A 19,590-nucleotide genomic window follows, 5' to 3' on the forward strand; every position below is an offset into this window, starting at 1 on the left:
ATGGTCGAACCGGTCCTGCCCTCCACCGCGCGCACCCTGCTGGCCCGCACCGCCCGGGTGCAGCGCGACGGCCGGGCGCCCGGCCTGGTCGCCGGCGTCGTCCGCGACGGTGGTCTCGCCTGGTCGACCGGGCGGGGCGACGTCCCCGGGCCGCACACCGACGTCCAGTACCGGATCGGGTCGATCAGCAAGACGGTCACCGCCGTGGCGGTGATGCGGCTGCGGGACGAGGGCCGGCTGGGGTTGGACGACCCGCTGGAGCGGCACGTCCCGGGCACCCCGCTGGGCGAGCGCACCGTCGGTCAGCTGCTCTCGCACCTCGCCGGTGCCACGTCGGAGAGCCCCGGCGGCTGGTGGGAGCGGGTGCCCGGTGGGTCGCTGGAGGAGCTGCAGCTGACCGGCGAGGACGTCGTGCTGGGCGCCGCACGCCGGTTCCACTACTCCAACCTCGGCTTCGGGCTGCTCGGTGAGCTGGTGGCACGGCACCGCGGCCGTCCCTGGGCCGACGTCGTCGGCGAGGAGGTGCTCGGGCCGCTGGGCATGACCCGCACCAGCCCGCGACCCACCGGGACCGCGGCGCAGGGGGCGGCCGTGCACCCGTGGGCGGACGTCGTCCTGCCCGAGCCCGAGCACGACGCGGGCGTGATGGCCGCCGCCGGCCAGCTCTGGGCGACGCTGGCGGACCTGGGCCGGTTCGCCGCCTTCCTGCTCGGCGACACCGCGGAGGTGCTGTCGCCGGCGACGCTGGAGGAGATGACGGTGCCGGCCGGCGTCGACCCCTCCGTCCCGGGCTGGTCGGCCTACGGGCTCGGGGTGCAGGTGCTGCGCGTGGACGGGGCGGTGCTGGTCGGGCACGGCGGCTCGATGCCCGGCTTCCTCGCCGGCGTGTTCGTCGACCGGGCCGAGCAGACCGGCGCGGTCACGCTGGCCAACACCACCAGCGGGCTCGACCCGCTGGTGCCCGGGCTGCTGGCCGACCTGCGGGCCGCCGAGCCGCGGGTGGTGGAGGCCTGGACGCCGTCCCCGCCGGCGGTGCCCCTCGACCTGCTCGGCACCTGGTTCTGGGGGCCGGTGCCGCACGTGCTGCGCGCGCAGGCCGGGGGGCTGCTGCACCTGGGGCCGCTGCCGGGGCGCAGTGGCCGGGCCAGCCGGTTCGCCGCCCGCGAGGACGGCACCTTCGTGGGCCTGGACGGCTACTACGCGGGCGAGACGCTGCGGATCGCGCCGGACCACCTGGAGCTGGCGACGTTCGTCTTCACCCGCACGCCCTACGACCCCGACGCCCCGGTGCCCGGCGGCGTCGACGACCGCGGCTGGCGACCCTAGGCGAAGGCGTCCATGGTGGTCTTCACGACCACGCCGTAGGCCAGGTGCGGGACGACGTCGCTGACCCAGTCGGTCCTGGACCAGGTGCGCGGGTCGGTGATGCCCAGGACGGTCATCGGGCCGTTGGACGCGATCAGCACGCCGACGGTGGTCAGCGCCGTCCCGACCAGCGGCTGGCTCCGGAACCCGGTGGCGCGGACCAGCCCGGTCAGCACCCCCACGCCGATCCCGGCGACGAGCCCGGTGAGCGGACCCAGCCCCTGCACCCGGTTGGACCGCTTCTCCTCGTCCCCGGGGATCCGCACGTGCGCCTTCTCGGCGAGCGCCTCGACGGTCTGCTCCGGGGTGGAGCTGGTGCCGCGCCCGCGGCCGACCATGTCCAGGTAGGTGACGGCGTTCAGCGCCGTCGTCCCCGCGGCGCCGGCGGCCGCACCGCGCAGCACCCAGCCCAGCGTGCTGGTGCCGCGCCTGCCCGCGCCAGGGGTGCTCGTCGCCATGGTCGCGCCCTACCCGGCCCACGCCGCCGGTGAAACGGGTCAGCCCCAGCCCATCCGGCTGCGGGCCGACCAGTACGCCGCCGGGTCCTCCGGCTGCACCCACTCCTCCGGGGTCCACCCCTCCGCGTGGGTGACCAGGTCGCGTGCGGCGGCGTTGCTCTCCAGCTGGGCGACGGTGACCGCGCCGGAGAGCACCACGTCGCACCAGGGCTGGGCCAGCGCGCAGGCCAGGGCCAGGGCGTCCACGCCGACCCCGCGCTCGCGGGCCGCCCCGCCGAGGGGGCTGCCGAACGCGGTGCCGCGGTCGGTCAGCCGGCCGTTGGCGACGCCCTCCTTGACCACGACCCGCGCCCCGGCCTCGGCGGCCTCGGCCAGCGCCGCCCCGGCGGAGGGCTCGAGCAGGTTCCAGGTCGACTGCACGCTGGTGAACAGCGGGGCGCCGTCGACGGTGAGGGCCAGCCCCCGGCGGACGGCCTCGGCCTGGGCCGGCCCCGACGTGGAGAAGCCGAGCTCGATGCCCTCGGCGCGCAGCCGGGCCATCCGGTGCTGCAGCGGCCGGTCCTCCCACAGCGGGCTGTCGGCGGTCAGCGAGTGCACCTGGTAGAGCCGGAGCCACGGCCCCAGCAGCGCGGTGGTCTCGGCCAGCTGGGACTCGTAGGCCGCCTCCCCGTGGTCCTTGACCTCGTGCACGTCGACGTCCCGGCGCCAGTCGCCGACGTACCGGTAACCCCACTTGCTGGCCACGAACGGCACCCGCTCGGCGGTGCGCAACCAGGAGCCGAGGAACTCCTCGGCCCGGCCGTAGGACCGGGCGGTGTCGACGTACTCGATGCCCAGCGCGGTCGCGGCGTCCAGCAGCTCGTGCGTCCGTGCCTGCAGGGCGGCGGGGGAGCGGTCCCCGGGCAGGTCGACGTCCCGGCCGAGGGCCAGGTAGGCCGGCCGGCCGGCGGCAGCGAGACCGAGCCCGAGGCGGGCCGGAGGGGTCGGGGTGGGCACCGGGCCATCCCAGCACGGGCGGCGCCCGGCCGGGCGCGATCGGTGCCGCCGGTCCATCCTGGACCGGTGGAGGACCTCGACCGGGCCCTGGAGCGGACGATCGACGCCCTGCTGGACGAGCGCCGGGCCGGGACGACGATCTGCCCGTCGGAGGCAGCCCGTGCGGTCGACCCCGACGGCTGGCGGGAGCTGATGCCGGCCGCCCGGGCCGCGGCGGGGCGGCTGGCCGCGAGCGGGGAGGTCGAGGTGACCCAGCGGGGCGAGGTGGTCCACGTCGCCACCGCGCGCGGGCCGGTGCGGATCCGCCGGCCGCGCTGATCCCGCACCCCGGGTGTCAGGCCCCTTCGGCGGCGGCGGTGCCGGCGGCCCGCTCGAGCAGCGGGGTCATCCGGTGGTCGACGAACCGCCGCAGCGCGAGGTTCGTGTCGGTGCGCTGCACGCCCGGGATGGCCAGCACCTGCTCGGTGATCCGCCACAGGTCGTCGGCGTCGACGGCGACCACCTGCACGAGCAGGTCGGCGACCCCGGACAGGCCGATGACCTCGAGCACCTCGGGGATCGCGGCCAGCGCGTCACCGACGTCGGCGAGGCTGCGCTGCACGACCTGCACCGTCACGTAGGCGCCCAGCCGGTAGCCGAGCGCCTCGGGGCGCACCCGGCGCTCGAAGGGGTCCAGCACGCCGCCGGACTCCAGCCGGGCGAGCCGGGACTGGACGGTGTTGCGGGCCAGGCCGAGGGTCTGGGCGAGGGAGAGGACCGTGGCCCGCGGGTCCGCGGAGAGGGCGAGGAGCAACCGGGCGTCGGTGGCGTCCAGACGGTCCGGTACGGCGGGCATGTTGCTCAGTCTGACACGTAGCGAGGGCAGGACACTGGTCATCGTGCGCACTGTCGGGTGAAGGTGTTGCGCAGAACGGTCGCGTGGTGATCTGCTCCTGACGCGGTTCCGCGTGCCACGATGTGTGAGTGGTGCCACACCCCGGCGCCGCGGAGACGTCCGACGACGGGCGGTCGGTGACCCCGGCACCCGCGAGACGGCAGGAGATGGGCATGAGCACGCTGTCGCAGACCACCGAGGTGGTCGACCCCGTACCCGGGGCCGGCGCCCCCCACCTGCCCGGTCAACCCGACCTGGTGCAGCTGCTCACCCCGGAGGGCGAGCGCGTCGAGCACCCCGACTACTCCCTCGACGTCAGCGACGAGGAGCTGCGTCAGCTGTACCGGGACCTCGCCCTGGTGCGGCGCTGGGACGTCGAGGCAACCGCGCTGCAACGGCAGGGCGAGCTGGGCATCTGGGCCTCGCTGCTCGGCCAGGAGGCCGCGCAGGTCGGCGCCGGCCGTGCGCTGGCCGCCGACGACATGGCCTTCCCCACCTACCGGGAGCACGGCGTCGCCTGGACCCGGGGCGTCGACCCGCTGCACGTGATGAGCCTGTTCCGCGGCGTCGACCAGGGCGGCTGGGACCCGGTCGCGACGCACTTCAACCTCTACACCGTGGTCATCGGCGCGCAGACGCTGCACGCCACCGGCTACGCGATGGGCCTGCAGCGCGACGGCGCGGAGAGCGCGACGCTGGCCTTCCTCGGCGACGGCGCCACCAGCCAGGGCGAGGTCAACGAGGCGATGATCTGGGCGGCGACCTTCTCCGCGCCGGTCGCCTTCTTCTGCCAGAACAACCAGTACGCGATCAGCGTGCCGATCGAGCGGCAGTCCCGGGTGCCGCTGTACCAGCGCGCCGCGGGCTTCGGCTTCCCCGGCGTCCGGGTCGACGGCAACGACGTCCTCGCCGTCCTCGCGGTCACCCGGGCGGCGCTCGCCGCGGCGCGGGAGGGCCAGGGGCCGACCTTCATCGAGGCGTTCACCTACCGGATGGGCGCGCACACCACCTCCGACGACCCGACCCGCTACCGGTTGGCCAGCGAGCTGGAGGAGTGGAAGCTGCGCGACCCGATCGCCCGGCTCAAGGCCCACCTGTCCCGCTCGGGCATCGCCGACGCCGGGTTCTTCGCCTCGGTCGACGCCGAGGGCGACGAGCTGGCGGCGCGGATCCGCCGAGGCACGCTGGAGATGGCCGACCCGGCCGGCACCGAGATCTTCGACCACGTCTACGCCGAGCAGACCCCCGAGCTGGTCCGCCAGCGCGAGGAGTTCGTGGCCTACCACGCCGGCTTCGAGGGGGAGGGTCACTGATGAGCACCGAGACGCTGACCATCGGCAAGGCGCTCAACCTCGGCCTGCGCAAGGCGATGGAGGACGACGCCAAGGTCGTGCTCATGGGCGAGGACATCGGCAAGCTCGGCGGGGTCTTCCGGATCACCGACGGCCTGCAGAAGGACTTCGGCGACGACCGCGTCGTGGACACCCCGCTGGCCGAGGCCGGCATCCTCGGCACCGCCGTGGGGCTGGCCATGCGCGGCTACCGGCCGGTCTGCGAGATCCAGTTCGACGGTTTCGTCTTCCCCGCCTACAACCAGATCGTCACCCAGGTCGCCAAGATCCACGCCCGCTCCAGGGGCCGGCTGCCGATGCCGATCGTCATCCGCATCCCCTTCGGTGGCGGGATCGGCGCGGTCGAGCACCACAGCGAGAGCCCGGAGGCGTACTTCGCGCACACCGCGGGCCTCAAGGTGGTCGCGGTGAGCACCCCGCCCGACGCGTACTGGGGCATCCAGCAGGCGATCGCGCACCCCGACCCGATCGTCTTCCTCGAGCCGAAGCGCCGGTACTGGGAGAAGGGGCAGGTCGACGTCGACGCCACCCCGGACCCGCTGTTCGCCTCCCGCGTGGTGCGTGGTGGCGACGACGTGACCGTCCTCGCCTACGGCCCGATGGTGAAGACGGCGCTGCAGGCCGCCCAGGCCGCCGCCGAGGAGGGCCGGTCGCTCGAGGTCATCGACCTGCGCACCGTCTCCCCGCTGGACCTCGCCCCCGTGTTCGACTCGGTCCGCCGGACCGGCCGGTGCGTCGTCGTGCACGAGGCGCCGGTGACCCTCGGGCTGGGGTCCGAGATCGCTGCCCGGGTCACCGAGGAGTGCTTCCACTCCCTCGAGGCGCCGGTGCTGCGGGTGGGCGGGTACGACACGCCCTACCCGCCGTCCAAGCTGGAGGAGGAGTACCTCCCCGACCTCGACCGCGTGCTCGACGCCGTCGACCGATCGCTGGGGTTCTGATGCCGGACCTGCGCCAGTTCAAGCTGCCCGACGTCGGTGAGGGGCTCACCGAGGGGGAGATCCTGTCGTGGCTGGTCGCCGTCGGTGACACCGTCACCGTCAACCAGCCGCTCTGCGAGGTGGAGACGGCGAAGGCCGCCGTGGAGCTGCCCAGCCCGTTCGCCGGGACGGTGACCGAGCTGCTGTACGAGCCGGGGACGACGGTCGACGTCGGCGCCCCGATCATCACCATCGACCTCGGCGGCGAGGGCCCTCCGGAACCCGCCGAGCCGGCCGGTTCCGGGCTGATCGGTGAGACCAACGCCAACGGCCGCACCGCCGTCCTGGTCGGCTACGGGCCCAAGAGCACCGAGGCGACCCGTCGTCCCCGGCGGAACGGCACCAGCGCGGCCGCCCGGGCGACCGCGCCGCAGGTGCTCCCGGAGGCCGACCACGGCTCGGGCAGCGAGCGTCCGCCGTTGCTGGCCACCGCGCCGGACGCGACCGTCAAGCCGGTGCGGCACGGTGGCCTGGAGACCGGCCGCGCCGCCGAGGCGCACGTGAGCACCGCGGACACGCTTCCCGCGCCGACGAGCTCGCCGGTGTCCGGCCGGGGCGCGCTGCGGCCGCTGGCGAAGCCTCCGGTGCGCAAGTACGCCAAGGACCTCGGGGTCGACCTCTCCACCGTGACCGGCAGCGGCCCGGGCGGGGTCATCACCCGCGCCGACGTCGACGCCGCCCTCGCGACCCCGGCCCCCGCCGCCGAGGAGTCGGCTCTCCGCGCGGAGAGCCAGGTCGGGGACACCCGGATCCCGATCAAGGGGGTGCGCAAGCACACCGCCGCGGCGATGGTGGCCAGTGCCTTCACCGCACCGCACGTCACCGAGTTCCTCACCGTCGACGTGACCCGGGTGATGAAGCTGCGCGAGCGGCTCGCCGCCCGGCCGGAGTTCGCCGGGGTGAAGGTCAGCCCGCTGCTGTTCGTCGCCAAGGCGCTGCTGCTCGCGGCGCAGCGGCACCCGATGGTGAACAGCTCCTGGGACGAGGCGGCGCAGGAGATCGTGGTCCACGGTGCGGTGAACCTGGGCATCGCGGCGGCCACGCCGCGGGGCCTGGTGGTGCCGAACGTCAAGGACGCCGGCCGGCTGTCGCTGGTCGAGCTGGCCGCTGCGCTGGCCGAGCTGACCGCCACCGCGCGAGCCGGGAGGACGGCGCCGGCCGACATGTCCGGCGGGACCATCACGATCACCAACGTCGGGGTCTTCGGCGTCGACACCGGGACGCCGATCCTCAACCCCGGTGAGTCGGCGATCCTGGCGTTCGGGGCGGTCCGGGAGATGCCGTGGGTGCACAAGGGGAAGATCCGCGTCCGGCAGGTGACCCAGCTGGCACTCTCCTTCGACCACCGGATCATCGACGGGGAGCTCGGCTCGCGCTTCCTCGCCGACGTCGGCGCGCTGCTGCACGACCCGGGCACGGCGCTCGCCTTCTGATGCCTCCCGTCGGCGCTACCGTCGCCGGGTGACCGACCTCTTCAGCCTGGCCACCCTGCTGGACCACCCTGGTGCGGCCGGCCGTCGGGGCCGGCGCGGACGACGAGGAGGGCCTGGCCGCGGAGTCCTTCGACCGCGCCGGGACGACCGGCGAGGACCACCGGGGCGCCAACGCGAACATGCACGGCGTCGAGGCGGCGCTCGCCGCGGCAGCCTCGCCGTGACCCCGGCGACGTCGCCGACCTGACCGATCCGGCCGATCGGGTGCAGCCCCACGAGCTGGGCCTGCACGCGGTCGGCCGCCTCGGCGTCCTGGCCGGCCAGGAGGGCGCGGTACCGCTCGGTCTCCACGGACCCCAGCGCGACGGCGTTGACCCGCACCCCGGCCGGGCCGGAGTCGACCGCAGCCGCTCGGCCGCGGGGTGGTCGGCGCACCAGGCGGTGGCCGCGGGGTCCCGCTCGACCACGACGACCGCGTCGCCGGCGGCGAGCAGCCGCTCCACGATGCCGCGGCCGACACCGCGACCCCCGCCGGTCACCACCGTGCACCGCTGCACCTGGGTCTGCACGCGGGGAGCCTCCCGCCGGGGAGCCGCCGGCGCCAGGGCGTCGACGGTCCGACGTGCGGCGATGTGTCGGTGGCGCACGACCGGGTAGGGATGCAGCAGGTCACCCGAGAGGCTCGACGGTGGCCACCGGATGACGGCGTCCGCCCCTTCCGCAGGGGGCGGGCGCCGTTCCGCGTCCCGGCCGAGCAGTGGCCGGCCGAGCGGCACCCGGTCCGCCACCAGCCGCAGCAGCCGGGCCTCGCGGGCGACGTCGGTGCCGACCCGCAGCACCAGGTCACCGGCGAGGAAGGCGGTGTGGTCCAGGCCCTGCTCGAGCGGGGCGAGCTCGGTGCCCGCGAGTCCGGGGGGCGTGCCGTCGCAGCGCTGCCCCGGCCCGCTGCCGGCTCGCTGCGTCCACCGCCCCAGGGTCGGAGCACCGCCGACCGACCGGCACCACGACGACGGCGCCCGCCCCCCGCGGGGGACGGGCGCCGTCATGGCTCGCTCTACTCGGCGTCGAGGTCGGTGGCGACCATCTCGGCGATGTGGTCGAGCACGCTCGCGTCGTCGCTGCTGACGGTCACCTCGGTGCCCTGCTTGGCGCCGAGGGTCATGATCATCAAGGGCGAGCCGGCGTCGACGGCGTTGCCACCGGGAGTGGCCAGCGTGACCGGCACCCCCGACTTCGACACCGCCTCGGCGATGAGGGCGGCGGGACGGGCGTGCAGGCCGACGGCGGAGCCGACGGTCACGGTCTTCGAGGGCATCGGTACCTGCTTTCTGTGTCTGACGAGCGGGCCGAGAAGCGGAGGTCAGTCTGCCGGTCAGACGGCGGCCGGTCGCGCCGGGACCGCCGCCGGGCTGTGGGCGTGGGCCAGGTCGACGGCGTCCTCGGGGACGGCGTCGCCCTTCTTGCGGCCGATGCTCTTGGCGATGGTGACCGCGAGGCCCCCGACGACCGTCCCGACGATCAGGGCGACCAAGAACATCACGATGCCGGAGATCGCGAAGAACACGAAGATGCCGCCGTGCGGAGCGCGCAGCTGCACGCCGCTGGCGGCCACGATGGCTCCGGTGGTGGCGCCGCCGAGCATCATCGAGGGGATCACCCGCAGCGGGTCGGCCGCGGCGAACGGGATGGCGCCCTCGGAGATGAACGAGGCGCCCAGCAGCCAGGCCGCCGCGCCGTTCTCCCGCTCGGCCTCCGTGTAGAGCCGGGGCCGCAGGACGGTGCTGGACAGGGCCATCGCCAGCGGAGGCACCATGCCGGCGGCCATGACCGTGGCCATGATGACCAGTGAGCCGCGGCTGGCGTCGGCGGTCAGCCCCGTGGTGGCGAAGACGTAGGCCGCCTTGTTGACCGGGCCGCCGAGGTCGAAGCACATCATCAGGCCGAGGATGATGCCGAGGAGCAGGGCCGAGCTGCCGGTCAGGCCGTTGAGGAAGTTGGTCAACCCACTGAGCGCCTTGGCCAGCGGTCGGCCGAGGACGACCACCATGATGCCGCTGGAGATCAACGTGGCGAGCAGCGGGATGATCACGACCGGCTGCAGCCCGCGGGCGAAGGTGGGCAGCTTCCAGCGGCTGATCCAACGGGCGGCGAAGCCGGCGATGATGCCGCCGATCAGGCCGCCGAGAAAGCCTGCGCCCACCGTCAGGGAGACCGCGCCGACGACGAAGCCGGGGACGATGCCCGGCCGGTCGGCGATTGCGTAGGCGATGTAGCCGGCCAGCGCCGGCACGAGGAATCCGAAGGCCGCGGCGCCGAGTGTGAAGAACAGCGCTCCGAGGTAGCCGAGCAGGCCGCCGTGCAAGCCCTCGACCCCGGACACGTCGGGCAGGTTGAGGAGTGTGTTGTTCAGCACCCAGTTCGTGGCGTAGCTGGCGCCCGCAGCCGAGCTCGGATCGGTCGACTTGATCTGGTATCCGCCGAAGAGGAAGCCCAGCGCGATGAGCAGACCACCGGCGGCGACGAACGGGATCATGTAGCTGACCCCGGTGAGCAGCCAGCGGCGGACCTCGGCCCCGCCGCTGGGTCCGCCCCCACCGGCACCGGTGGAGGTCGTCCCGCCCCCTCCGCCGCCGCCCTCGACACGGCGGGCGTTCGGGTCGTCCGCGGCGGCGAGCGCCTCGCGGATCATCACCTCGGGCTCGTTCATCGCCCGCTTCGTGCCCGACTGCACCACCGGCTTGCCGGCGAACCGCTCGCGGTCCTTGACCCCGACGTCCACGGCGAAGATGACCGCGTCGGCCTTGCCGATCACCGACGGGTCCAGCGGCGTCGACCCCGAGGACCCCTGCGTCTCGACGTGCAGCTCGACGCCCATCTCCTTGGCCGCGGCGGTGAGCTTGTCGGCGGCCATGTAGGTGTGCGCGATGCCGGTCGGGCAGGCGCTGACCGCGACGATGCTCCGCCCGGACGGCGCCGTCGCGGCGGGGGCCTGCCCGGCCGGGGCGACGGCCGCCGTGGCGCCGGTCGTGGCGCCGACCGGCTGTGGTGAGACGACGTCCTGGACCGCGCCGACGACCTCGTCCGCGGAACCGGCGGCGCGCAGCGAGGCGACGAACTCCGGCCGCACGAGGGCCCGGGCCAGGGCGGTCAGCAACGTCAGGTGATCGGCGTCGCCGTGCTCGGGCGCGGCGATGAGGAACACCAGGTCGGCGGGGCCGTCGGGAGCGCCGAAGTCGACCTTCGGGTCCAGCCGGGCGAAGGCCAGCGACGCCTCGGTGACCGCGCCGGACCGGCAGTGCGGGATGGCGATGCCGCCGGGCAGGCCGGTGGCCACCTTGGCTTCGCGGGCCATGGCGTCGTCGTGCAGCGCCTCCGTCCCCGTGGCCCGGCCGGCGCCGGCCACCAGACCGGCCAGCCGGCGGATGACGGAGTCCTTGTCGGGACCGAGGTCGGCGTCGAGCGCCACCAGGTCGCTCGTGATCAGTGTGGACATGCAGTTTCTCCCGGGGGTTCTCAGCGGGCGTCGGCACCGGCGGCCGGGGCGGCCTCGGCGGGAGCAGGGGAGGCGGGCAGGCCGGCGGTGACGGCCACGCCGGCCAGGTCGGCCTGGTCGGGGGTGGGGACGGCGGAGCCCGGCAGCGCGGCGCTGGCCGAGCCGTACGCCACGGCGTTCTGCAGCCGCCCGGCCGGGTCGAGACCGGCCAGGTCGGCCAGCACGTAGCCGGCGAGGCTGGAGTCGCCCGCGCCGACGGTGCTGCGCACGGTGGTGCGGGGCGGGCGCGCCGACCACAGGCCGCCGTCGGCGGTGGAGAGCACGGCACCGTCGCCGCCGAGGGTCAGCAGCACCTCGGCGACGCCCCGCTCGTGCAGGCCGGCCACCGCTGCGATCGCGGCGTCGGGATCGGCGCCCAGCGTCTCCTCGGGCACGCCGGCCAGCTGGGCGAGCTCCTCGGTGTTCGGCTTGAGCAGGTCCGGAGCTGCGTCCGGCCCGGCGGCGAGCAGGGCCAGCAGCGGCGCCTCGGAGGTGTCCACGGCGATCCGCGCGCCGGTGCCGCGCAGCGACCGGACCAGCGTGGCGTACCAGTCCAGCGGCGCGCCGGGCGGCAGGGAGCCGGACAGCACCACCCACCGCGCGCCGAGGGCGTGCGCGCGCACGGCGCCCTCGAGCGCGGCGAGGCTGACGGGGTCGAGCCGGGCGCCGGGCTCGTTGAGCTTCGTGGTGGTGCCGTCGGGCTCGGTGAGCGTGTAGTTGGTGCGGACCGGGGTCTGCACGGGCACGGTGGACAACCGCAGGCCCAGCGCGTGCAGCGCCTTGACGATGGGGTCGTCGTCGGCGGCGGGGAGCACCGAGACCACGTCGGCGCCGGCGGCGGCGATCGCCCGCGCGACGTTCACGCCCTTGCCGCCGGGCTCGGTGGAGCTGCCGCCCAGGCGGGCGACGGTGCCGCGCTCCAGCGGCCCGGGCAGGTCCAGCGTCCGGTCCAGGCTGGGGTTCGCGGTCAGCGTGACCACCCGCCTCCCGGCCGCGGTGGGTTCTGTCGTCATGCGACGAGCACCTCGATCCCCGAAGTCTCGAGTTCGGCGACGACGGCCGGGTCGGCTTCGTCGTCGGTCACCAGGACGTCGACGTCCTCGACGGTCGCGAAGCGCACCAGGTGCTCGCGACCGAGCTTGCTGCTGTCGCCGAGCACGACCACCCGCTGCCCGGCCCGGGCCATCGCCCGCTTGACGGCGGCCTCGGCCTCGTCCGGGGTGGAGAAGCCGTGCCCGGGGCTGATCCCGTTGGTGCCCAGGAAGACGACGTCGGCCCGCAGGTCGGCCAGCGACGCCAGGGTGGACTCGCCGACCGCGGACTGGGTGATGCCGCGGACCCGCCCGCCGAGCACGTGCAGCGTGATGCCGGGGAAGCCGGCCAGCCGGGCGGCGATCGGGACGGAGTTGGTCGCCGCGACCAGCGCGCGGTCGCCGGGGAGCACCTCGGCGAGTGCCGCGGTGGTGCTGCCGCCGTCGAGGATGAGGCTGCCGGAACTGGCCGGCAGCAGGGCGAGCGCCGCGGCGGCGATCCGGCGCTTGGCCTCGATCCGGGTGTTGCGCCGCTCGCCGAGACCGGGCTCCACCACGGCGAAGGTGCCGGCCGGCACCGCGCCCCCGTGGACCCGGCGGAGCATCCCGGCCCGCTCGAGCAGGGCGAGGTCGCGCCGCACGGTCTCGGTGGTGACCCCGAAGTGCTCGGCGACGGCGGTGACGGCGACCCGGCCGCGCTGGGTGACCAGGCCGGCGATGGCCTGCTGGCGCTCCTCTGCGTACACGGTCACCTCCCTGGGCGGCGGACGTTGGGTCCCGGTGTGGTCTCGGATGCCCGATTGTGTGGGTTCCCAGTTGTGATGTTGTTGTTCTACGTGGGATCAGTTGACAAGTCAAGACCAGTTCGTGACTCTGGTCACCGAACGCACCGACGTTGCTGCGACCCTCCCCCCATCGCCTCAGATCGACGTGACCCGTTCCGATGACGGGCCTCCACGCCGGGTCCGAGCAGACAGTGAGGCCATCCATGTCCAGCACCCCGACCGGTACGCGGCCCGCCGCGGAGACCCTGCCCGGAACGACTGTGCTGTCCGGCACGCCGGTGGTACCCGGGGTGGCGGTCGGCCCCGTCGTCCGCCCGGTCGGCGCGGTCGAGCTGCCGACCACCCCGGGCCTGTCGGTCCCGGAGGCGCAGCGCGCCGCCGAGAAGGACCGGTTCACCGCGGCTGCGGACGCGGTCGCGGAGCGGCTGGCCGGCCGCGCCGCCGCGGCGACCGGAGTGAGCGCCGAGGTCCTCAACACCACCGCGCAGCTGGCCCAGGACCGCGGGCTGCTGTCGACCGTCGAGCAGCGGATCGGCGAGGGTTCCTCGGCCGAGGTCGCCACCGTCGGGGCGGCGGAGCAGTTCGTCGAGCTGTTCACCAGCCTGGGCGGGGTCATGGCGGAGCGGGCGACCGACGTGCGGGACGTGCGGGACCGGATCGTCGCCGAGCTGACCGGGCAGGGGGAGCCCGGCGTCCCGGCGCCCGAGACGCCCTCGGTGCTGCTCGCCGACGACCTGGCCCCGGCCGACACCGCCGGCCTGGACCCGACCCGGGTCATCGCCCTGGCCACCCGGCTGGGCGGCGCGACCAGCCACACCGCGATCATCGCCCGCCAGCTCGGCCTGCCCTGCGTGGTCGGCGTGGGTGGGCTCTCCGACGTCCCGGAAGGGGTGGTCGTGCTCGTCGACGGCGAGCGCGGCACGGTCACCGTCGACCCCGACCCCCAGGAGGCCGCCGCCCGGGTCGCCGCGTCGGACGAGGCGGCGGCCGCGCTGGCCGGCTACCGGGGCCCGGGCACCACCCGCGACGGCCACCCCGTGCAGGTGCTGGCCAACGTCCAGGACGGCCCCGGGGCACAGGCGGCTGCCGCGGCGCACGCAGAGGGCGTCGGGCTGCTGCGCACCGAGCTGGCGTTCTTCGGTCGCACCGAGGAGCCCTCGGTGGAGGAGCAGGCGCAGATCTACGCCGGGGTCTTCGCCGCCTTCCCGGACGGGAAGGTCGTGCTGCGCACGCTGGACGCCGGGTCGGACAAGCCGCTGCCCTTCGCCACCCCGCCGGACGAGGCCAACCCGGCCCTCGGCGTCCGCGGGCTGCGCACCGCCCGGCGGGACCCGGGGCTGCTGGTCCACCAGCTCGACGCCGTGGCCCAGGCCGCGCAGGCGACCGGCGCGCAGCCGTGGGTGATGGCGCCGATGGTGGCCACCGTCGCGGAGGCGGCGGACTTCGCCGCGCAGGTGCGCGAACGGGGCCTGGTGCCCGGCGTGATGGTCGAGGTGCCGTCGGTCGCCGTCCTGGCCGACCGGTTCCTCGAGCACCTGGACTTCCTGTCCATCGGCACCAACGACCTGTCGCAGTACACGCTCGCCGCCGACCGGCTGTCGGCCGATCTGGCCGACCTCACCGACCCCTGGCAGCCGGCCCTGCTGGAGCTGGTCCGGGCCACCGCGGCGGCCGGTCAGCGGGCCGGCAAGCCCGTGGGCGTGTGCGGCGAGGCGGCCGCGGATCCGATGCTGGCCTGCGTGCTGGTCGGCATGGGCATCTCCTCGCTGTCCTGCGCGGCGTCCTCGGTGGCCGGCGTCGGCGCCCGACTGGCGACCGTGGACCTGGCCACCTGCCGGCGTGCGGCCGAGGTGGCACTGGCGGCGGCCGATCCGCAGGCTGCCCGGGCCGCCGTGCGCGAGGTGCTCGCCGCCGGCTGAGGTGAGTCCGATGGTTCGTCGGCCACTGACCCCTTCGGGGGAATGAACCTTCGGTGACTCGTGCGACACACCCTGCGATCCGATGGAATACCCAGCGTCTCGCCTGCTTTACTACAGGCGTAACACACCCACCTGGGACCACCGGAAGAAGGCAGTGACATGAGCAGCGTGACCTCCAGCTGGCGTCAGCGTCGGCAGGCGTCGCGTACGCGACGCGCCCTCGCGGCCGCCGTCGCCCGCACCAGCAGCCCCGCGATGCGCGACGAGCTGCTGACCCTCGCGAACAGCAACCAGTTCACCAACGTCGTGCGCTGACCACCTCCCGCCCTCGACGACGAGGGCGGCGCGCACGAACGCACCGCGACCCCGGACTCCCGCACGGGAGCCGGGGTCCTGTGCGTTCCGGGGCCTGTTCGGCCCCCCCGGGGGGTGACCGGGACGATGGAGCCCTCAGGTGCCGCGCCCGACCTGCCGATGCGGGGAGGGTGAGCAGACCAGGCACCTGGGCCAGGCCGGCCCGGACGCGCCGCTCGCCGTCCTCTTCTGCGACCTGGACCGGTTCAAGGAGGTCAACGACACCCTCGGTCACGCGGCCGGCGACGAGCTGCTGCGGCAGGTCGCCGATCGGCTCCGCGCCGTCGTCCGGCCCGGGGACACCGTGGGCCGGTTGAGCGGCGACGAGTTCGCGCTCGTCCTCCCCGACGTCGTCGACCGGGCCGACGTGACGTCGTCGACCGGGCCGACGCCGAACGGCTGGCCGAGCGGGTGGCCGGCTGTTTCGACGAACCGTTCCAGCTCGGCGGGCAGCCCGTGACGGTCCGGGCGAGCGTGGGCGTGGCCGTGCACGTGGCCCCGGTCGCCGACGACGGCGGCGAGGGGCTGCTGCGGACGGCGGACGCGGCGATGTACCGGGTGAAGGCGTACCGCAGCGACCCGGCGGGCGGCCGTCGCCGGGGTTGAGCCGTCAGGCGCGGAGGCGGGCGCGGAGAGCGGCCCGCTCGTCGGCGCCGAAGCCGTTCTGCTCGAGCCAGCCGATCGGTCCGCCCCAGCGCTCGTCCAGCAGCTCGAGCACCCGGCGCATGGACTCGGCCCGCGGGGTGTGGCTGGCGACGTCCCGCCGGGTCATGTCCTCGGCGTAGGTCGGGTGGGTCTGCAGCTTGGCGACGAGCGCCTCGATCACCTCGGCGGTCTGCGCGTAGTCGGCGATGATGGCCTCGGGCTCGACGCCGGCGACCGCCAGCGCCAGCGCGCAGACGACGCCGGTGCGGTCCTTGCCGGCCGCGCAGTGCACCACCGCGGCGCCCGGGCCGCCGGCCGCCAGCGTGCGCAGTGCGGCGAGCACGTTGTCCGTCCCGTCGGTCAGGTAGCCCAGGTAGGAGCGGACCGCCGGTGGCTCGCCCTCGTCGGCGGACTCCACCTGGCGGGGCAGGAGCGACTCGACCCAGTCGGCGGGCAGCTGCGCCCGGATCTCCTCGTCGTCCTCCTCGGCGGCGAAGACGTCGGTGCGCTTCCCCCGCTCGGGCAGCAGGGTGAAGTGCCGGTGGGTCACCGCGTCGACGTCCCGCAGCGGGCTGCGGCCCTCCATCAGGATCTCCGCGGTCGTCCGCAGGTCGATGACCTCGGTCAGCCCGACCTCCTCCACCAGGGTCCGGACGTCGTCCTCGCTGAGGGTCTGCAGGTTGTCGCTGCGCAGGACCCGGCCGAACACGGTCTCGCCGCCGTCGACCGTGGGCAGCCCGCCCAGGTCGCGGGTGTTCGTCGTCCCGTCCAGGTGGAGCCAGCGGTCGGTGCGGGTGGAGGTCACGCTCCGACCGTACGACGTCACCCGTCGGCGGGCAGCGCGCAGCCAGGACCGGACCCGTGGACCGGGCAGGGTCTCGCGCCCACACTCGGTGCATGTCCAGCAAGCCGCTGTGGTGCCGACTCGGACGCCACGCGTACGTGTCCGCCCACCCCGTCGACGAGCAGCTGCGGGGACCCGCCGCGAAGGGGTGCCGGCGGTGCGGCAAGCGCCGCGGGACGGCGGTCGACGACCTGCCGCCCGCCGTCCTCAGCTGAGGACGGCGGGCTCGACGGGTCAGTCGTCGAGCAGGTGCCGGCAGACGTCGAGCAGGCGTGCCCGCAGCGCGCCGCCGCGGGCGGCGAACCCGCGTTGCGCGGCGACGTACTCCGCCTTGCCCTCCGGTGTCTCGATCGCGACCGGCGCCCAGCCCAGCGCGCTCAGGTCGTAGGGCGAGGCGCGCATGTCCAGCTCCCGGACGTCGGCCGCGAGCTCGAAGCAGTCGGCGAGCAGCTCGCCCGGGACGGCCGGGCTGAGCTTGTAGGCCCACTTGTAGAGGTCCATGGTGGCGTGCAGGCAGCCCGGCTGCTCCAGCTGCTGCTGGGTCTCCCGGGTGGGGGCCAGGGTGTTCCGCGGGACGCCGGCGCGGGTGAAGAACCGGAACGCGTCGACGTGGCTGCACTGCACCCGGTGGCTCTCCACCACCGCGTCGGTCCCGGCCTGGCCGAGCCGCAGCGGCAGCTGCTCGTGCCGCACCTCGCCTGCACCCGGCCGGTAGAGCATCGCCCACTCGTGCAGCCCGAAGCAGCCGAACTGGGCGCTCCGGCCGGCCGTCGCCGACAGCAGGCCCTGCACCCAGCCGACCGCGGTGCGGCGCTTGGCCAGGAACGCCCCGACGTCCACGGCGACGCCCGGCCCGACCCGGGCGTGGAACGGCCAGCTCAGCCGGGCCTCGGCGGCAGGGCCGGTCAGCACGGTGCCCAGGCCCGGGTGCCAGCGGCGCAGCCGGCCCGGGGCCTGCGAGTAGTAGGTGAAGAGGAAGTCCCACACCGGGTGGGCCTCGCCCGCGCGCCGGCGCTGCTGGTGCGGCAGCACCCACGCGTCGACCCGGTGCTGGTGAGCCGCCTCGCGGACCGTCCACTCCACCTCGGTCAGGACCGGGGGGTCGAGGAGGCGCACCCGACCAGGCTAGGACCTCAGGGGGTGCCCTCGGCGAGGCGGTGCAGGCGCAGCGCGAGCTGCACCTCCAGGGCCCGGTCCGGGGTCGACCAGTCCCGGCCGAGCAGCCGGGCGACCCGGTCCAGCCGCTGGGTGACCGTGTTGACGTGCACCCGGAGCGCCTCGGCCGCGCGGGCCGGGCTGCCGCCCGCGTCGAACCAGGCGCGCAGCGTGGCGGCCAGGTCGGTGCCGCGCCTGGCGTCGTAGTCGAGCACCGGCGCCAGGGTGGCCCGCACGAAGGCGCCGACGTCCCGGCGCTCGCCGACCAGCAGGCCGAAGAAGCCGAGCTCCTCGGCGCTGGCCGACTGCCCGGTGCGCCCCAGCGCCACCAGCGTGCCCAGGCAGCGGGTGGCCTCGACGGCCGCGGCCGCCAGCGCCTCCGGGCCGGTCGCCGGGCCCGCGCCCCCGGCGGTCACCGCTCCGGCCGAGGACCGCAGCTCCGTCCGCACCGCCTCCGCCGCCGCACCGGGGGCGACGTCGGGCAGGAACAGCACCAGCCGGCCCTCGTGCACGCCGGCCAGCCCGCCCCGCACGGCGGCCAGGTGCCCGGCGGCCGCCGCGGCCCGGGTGCCGACCCCGTCGTCGACGTCGTCGCCGATCCGGGCGACCACCACCGCGTGCGGCCGGTCGAGGTCCGCCCCGAGCCGTCGGGCGCGCTCGCGCAGCCCGTCCGGGTCCCGGGTGGGCGCGCTGAGCAGCTCGCCCAGCAGCTCGCCCCGGACCCGGTGCTCGGCCTCGCCGGCCGACCGGCGGATGAGCAGCAGCAGGGCGGTGACCAGCGCGGCGCGCTCGAGGATCCGCTGGTCGGAGTCCGAGAGCTCCTCCTCCCGGCCCAGCACCAGGCCGCCGATCAGCTCGTCGTTGACGGTGACGGCGGCGGTCCACCAGTCGCCGTCCCGGACGGTGCGGCCCGTCGTCCGGGCCAGGCCGAGCGCGCCGGCCGGGTCGGGTGGGCCGGGGTCGCCCCCGCTGGGCGTCGGCCGGCCGTCCTGGTCCAGCACGGTCAGCCGGCCGCCGAGGACCTCGGTCACCGCGACCGCGACGTCCTCCACGCCGCCGCCGCGCAGCACCAGGTCGATGAACCGGTCGTGGGCCCCGGCGGCACGCTCGACGGAGGCGCTGTGCGCCCGGAGCTCCCGGCTGGTGGCGGAGAGCTCATCCAGGGCCGCCCGGGTCTCCTCCAGCAGCCGGGCGTTGTCCAGCGCGATGGCCGCGTGCGCCGCCAGCGACCCCAGCAGCGCCACCTCCGAGCGCTCGAACGTCCGCTCGGTGCGGTCGGCGGCGTAGAGGACGCCGATCACCTGGGACCCGCGGAGCAGCGGCACCCCGAGGATCGCGACCAGGCCCTCCTCGCGCACGCCGCCGTTGATGTCCTCGGTGTGCCGGAACCGGGTGTCGGCGAAGTAGCTGTCGGTCGCGTACGGCGCGGCGGTCTGGGCGACCAGGCCACCGAGGCCGGCGCCCATCGGCAGCCGCAGGGACTGGAACCAGGCCGACACCGTGCCGTCGGTGACCCGCATGTAGGTGTCACCGCGGGTGTCGTCGTTCAGCGTCAGGTACGCGGTGTCGGTGCCCAGCAGCTGCCGGGCCCGCCGCACGATCGCGGTCAGCACCGAGTCGACGCTGCGCAGCCGGGCGAGGTCGCTGGCGGTGTCGAACAGCGCCGACAGCTCCGACTCCCGGCGCCGGCGGGCCTGGAACGCCTCCCGGACCTGCAGGGCCAGGACCTTGGCCCGTTCGAGCCCGGCGATCTCCGCGGGGTCCGCCCCGGCCGCGCGCGCCTGCACCAGCGGGCGCTCGTACTCGATCGCCGCTGCGTCGCCGAGGAGCAGCTCCAGGAACTCGGTCGTGCCGCCGGGGGCAGGGG

General features: G+C 75.3%; 21 protein-coding genes and 1 pseudogene. 11 read left to right on the forward strand and 11 right to left on the reverse strand.

What is annotated here, in order from left to right:
- Positions 1-1,326, forward strand: coding sequence for a serine hydrolase domain-containing protein (locus FHL80_RS14070; RefSeq protein WP_138734024.1), 1,326 nt, complete (start codon positions 1-3; stop codon positions 1,324-1,326).
- Here the strand turns inward: FHL80_RS14070 and FHL80_RS14075 are convergent.
- Together FHL80_RS14075 and FHL80_RS14080 are read right to left on the reverse strand one after the other, a co-directional pair.
- On the reverse strand, positions 1,323-1,823 hold the full coding sequence (locus tag FHL80_RS14075) for a hypothetical protein (RefSeq protein ID WP_138734025.1): 501 nt from the start codon (positions 1,821-1,823) through the stop codon (positions 1,323-1,325). The two genes, FHL80_RS14070 and FHL80_RS14075, sit on opposite strands and share 4 nt — an antisense overlap.
- A gap of 39 nt (positions 1,824-1,862) precedes the next feature.
- Positions 1,863-2,819, reverse strand: coding sequence for an aldo/keto reductase (locus FHL80_RS14080; protein ID WP_138734026.1), 957 nt, complete (start codon positions 2,817-2,819; stop codon positions 1,863-1,865).
- 66 nt (positions 2,820-2,885) lie between these two features.
- Between FHL80_RS14080 and FHL80_RS14085 the strand changes: the two genes are divergently transcribed.
- Positions 2,886-3,137: a DUF3253 domain-containing protein gene (locus FHL80_RS14085; protein WP_138734027.1), complete on the forward strand. Its 252-nt coding sequence runs from the start codon at positions 2,886-2,888 to the stop codon at positions 3,135-3,137.
- Positions 3,138-3,153: 16 nt separating this feature from the next.
- On the opposite strand, the gene FHL80_RS14090 is transcribed toward FHL80_RS14085, so the two are convergent.
- Positions 3,154-3,654 (reverse strand): Lrp/AsnC family transcriptional regulator, encoded by a 501-nt coding sequence (locus tag FHL80_RS14090; RefSeq protein WP_138734028.1) that lies wholly within the window; start codon positions 3,652-3,654, stop codon positions 3,154-3,156.
- A 212-nt stretch (positions 3,655-3,866) separates the two neighbouring features.
- Between FHL80_RS14090 and pdhA the strand changes: the two genes are divergently transcribed.
- From pdhA to FHL80_RS26280, 4 genes are all read left to right on the forward strand, one after another.
- On the forward strand, positions 3,867-5,006 hold the full coding sequence (gene pdhA, locus FHL80_RS14095; protein ID WP_138734029.1) for a pyruvate dehydrogenase (acetyl-transferring) E1 component subunit alpha: 1,140 nt from the start codon (positions 3,867-3,869) through the stop codon (positions 5,004-5,006).
- Positions 5,006-5,986: an alpha-ketoacid dehydrogenase subunit beta gene (locus tag FHL80_RS14100; RefSeq protein WP_138734030.1), complete on the forward strand. Its 981-nt coding sequence runs from the start codon at positions 5,006-5,008 to the stop codon at positions 5,984-5,986. The genes pdhA and FHL80_RS14100 overlap by 1 nt, the downstream gene beginning before the upstream one ends.
- Positions 5,986-7,458, forward strand: coding sequence for a dihydrolipoamide acetyltransferase family protein (locus tag FHL80_RS14105; RefSeq protein ID WP_138734031.1), 1,473 nt, complete (start codon positions 5,986-5,988; stop codon positions 7,456-7,458). Before FHL80_RS14100 ends, FHL80_RS14105 begins: the two co-directional genes overlap by 1 nt.
- A gap of 71 nt (positions 7,459-7,529) precedes the next feature.
- The gene (locus tag FHL80_RS26280; RefSeq protein ID WP_246078675.1) at positions 7,530-7,682 is read left to right on the forward strand and encodes a hypothetical protein; all 153 of its coding nucleotides are present in this window, start codon (positions 7,530-7,532) and stop codon (positions 7,680-7,682) included.
- A 46-nt stretch (positions 7,683-7,728) separates the two neighbouring features.
- Here FHL80_RS26280 and FHL80_RS27085 read toward each other — a convergent pair.
- The 5 genes and pseudogenes from FHL80_RS27085 to FHL80_RS14130 form a co-directional block, all read right to left on the reverse strand.
- A pseudogene (locus FHL80_RS27085) lies at positions 7,729-8,007 on the reverse strand (hypothetical protein); the annotation flags it as partial.
- A 505-nt stretch (positions 8,008-8,512) separates the two neighbouring features.
- Positions 8,513-8,773, reverse strand: coding sequence for an HPr family phosphocarrier protein (locus FHL80_RS14115; protein WP_138734032.1), 261 nt, complete (start codon positions 8,771-8,773; stop codon positions 8,513-8,515).
- A gap of 57 nt (positions 8,774-8,830) precedes the next feature.
- On the reverse strand, positions 8,831-10,951 hold the full coding sequence (locus FHL80_RS14120; RefSeq protein ID WP_138734033.1) for a PTS fructose transporter subunit IIABC: 2,121 nt from the start codon (positions 10,949-10,951) through the stop codon (positions 8,831-8,833).
- A 20-nt stretch (positions 10,952-10,971) separates the two neighbouring features.
- Positions 10,972-12,003 carry a 1-phosphofructokinase family hexose kinase gene (locus tag FHL80_RS14125; protein ID WP_138734034.1) on the reverse strand — a complete coding sequence of 344 codons (1,032 nt, stop codon included), beginning with the start codon at positions 12,001-12,003 and terminating at the stop codon, positions 10,972-10,974.
- A complete protein-coding gene (locus FHL80_RS14130) occupies positions 12,000-12,773 on the reverse strand; it encodes a DeoR/GlpR family DNA-binding transcription regulator (protein WP_246078676.1) in 774 nt (257 codons plus the stop codon). Before FHL80_RS14130 ends, FHL80_RS14125 begins: the two co-directional genes overlap by 4 nt.
- 236 nt (positions 12,774-13,009) lie before the next feature.
- Between FHL80_RS14130 and FHL80_RS14135 the strand changes: the two genes are divergently transcribed.
- The 4 genes from FHL80_RS14135 to FHL80_RS26745 all read left to right on the forward strand — a co-directional run bounded on the left by FHL80_RS14135 (position 13,010) and on the right by FHL80_RS26745 (position 15,685).
- Complete coding sequence (locus FHL80_RS14135) at positions 13,010-14,725, forward strand: phosphoenolpyruvate--protein phosphotransferase (protein ID WP_138734035.1); 1,716 nt, start codon at positions 13,010-13,012, stop codon at positions 14,723-14,725.
- A gap of 159 nt (positions 14,726-14,884) precedes the next feature.
- Positions 14,885-15,040 (forward strand): hypothetical protein, encoded by a 156-nt coding sequence (locus FHL80_RS25555; RefSeq protein ID WP_216870719.1) that lies wholly within the window; start codon positions 14,885-14,887, stop codon positions 15,038-15,040.
- Positions 15,041-15,179: 139 nt separating this feature from the next.
- Positions 15,180-15,539 carry a diguanylate cyclase domain-containing protein gene (locus FHL80_RS26740; RefSeq protein ID WP_216870720.1) on the forward strand — a complete coding sequence of 120 codons (360 nt, stop codon included), beginning with the start codon at positions 15,180-15,182 and terminating at the stop codon, positions 15,537-15,539.
- A 20-nt stretch (positions 15,540-15,559) separates the two neighbouring features.
- Positions 15,560-15,685, forward strand: coding sequence for a hypothetical protein (locus FHL80_RS26745; RefSeq protein WP_281283483.1), 126 nt, complete (start codon positions 15,560-15,562; stop codon positions 15,683-15,685).
- Positions 15,686-15,689: 4 nt separating this feature from the next.
- On the opposite strand, the gene FHL80_RS14145 is transcribed toward FHL80_RS26745, so the two are convergent.
- A complete protein-coding gene (locus FHL80_RS14145) occupies positions 15,690-16,529 on the reverse strand; it encodes a tyrosine-protein phosphatase (protein WP_138734036.1) in 840 nt (279 codons plus the stop codon).
- Positions 16,530-16,621: 92 nt separating this feature from the next.
- Between FHL80_RS14145 and FHL80_RS25565 the strand changes: the two genes are divergently transcribed.
- Entirely contained in the window at positions 16,622-16,783 is a 162-nt protein-coding gene (locus FHL80_RS25565; protein WP_216870722.1) for a hypothetical protein, read from the forward strand.
- 19 nt (positions 16,784-16,802) lie between these two features.
- Here FHL80_RS25565 and FHL80_RS14150 read toward each other — a convergent pair whose 3' ends face one another.
- Positions 16,803-17,684 (reverse strand): 3-methyladenine DNA glycosylase, encoded by an 882-nt coding sequence (locus tag FHL80_RS14150; RefSeq protein ID WP_138734037.1) that lies wholly within the window; start codon positions 17,682-17,684, stop codon positions 16,803-16,805.
- 17 nt (positions 17,685-17,701) lie between these two features.
- On the reverse strand, positions 17,702-19,590 hold a 1,889-nt coding region (locus FHL80_RS14155), incomplete at its 5' end, for a helix-turn-helix domain-containing protein (RefSeq protein ID WP_216870723.1).

The sequence above is a fragment of the Modestobacter excelsi genome (assembly GCF_005930495.1).
Classification (GTDB): Bacteria; Actinomycetota; Actinomycetes; order Mycobacteriales; family Geodermatophilaceae; genus Modestobacter; species Modestobacter excelsi.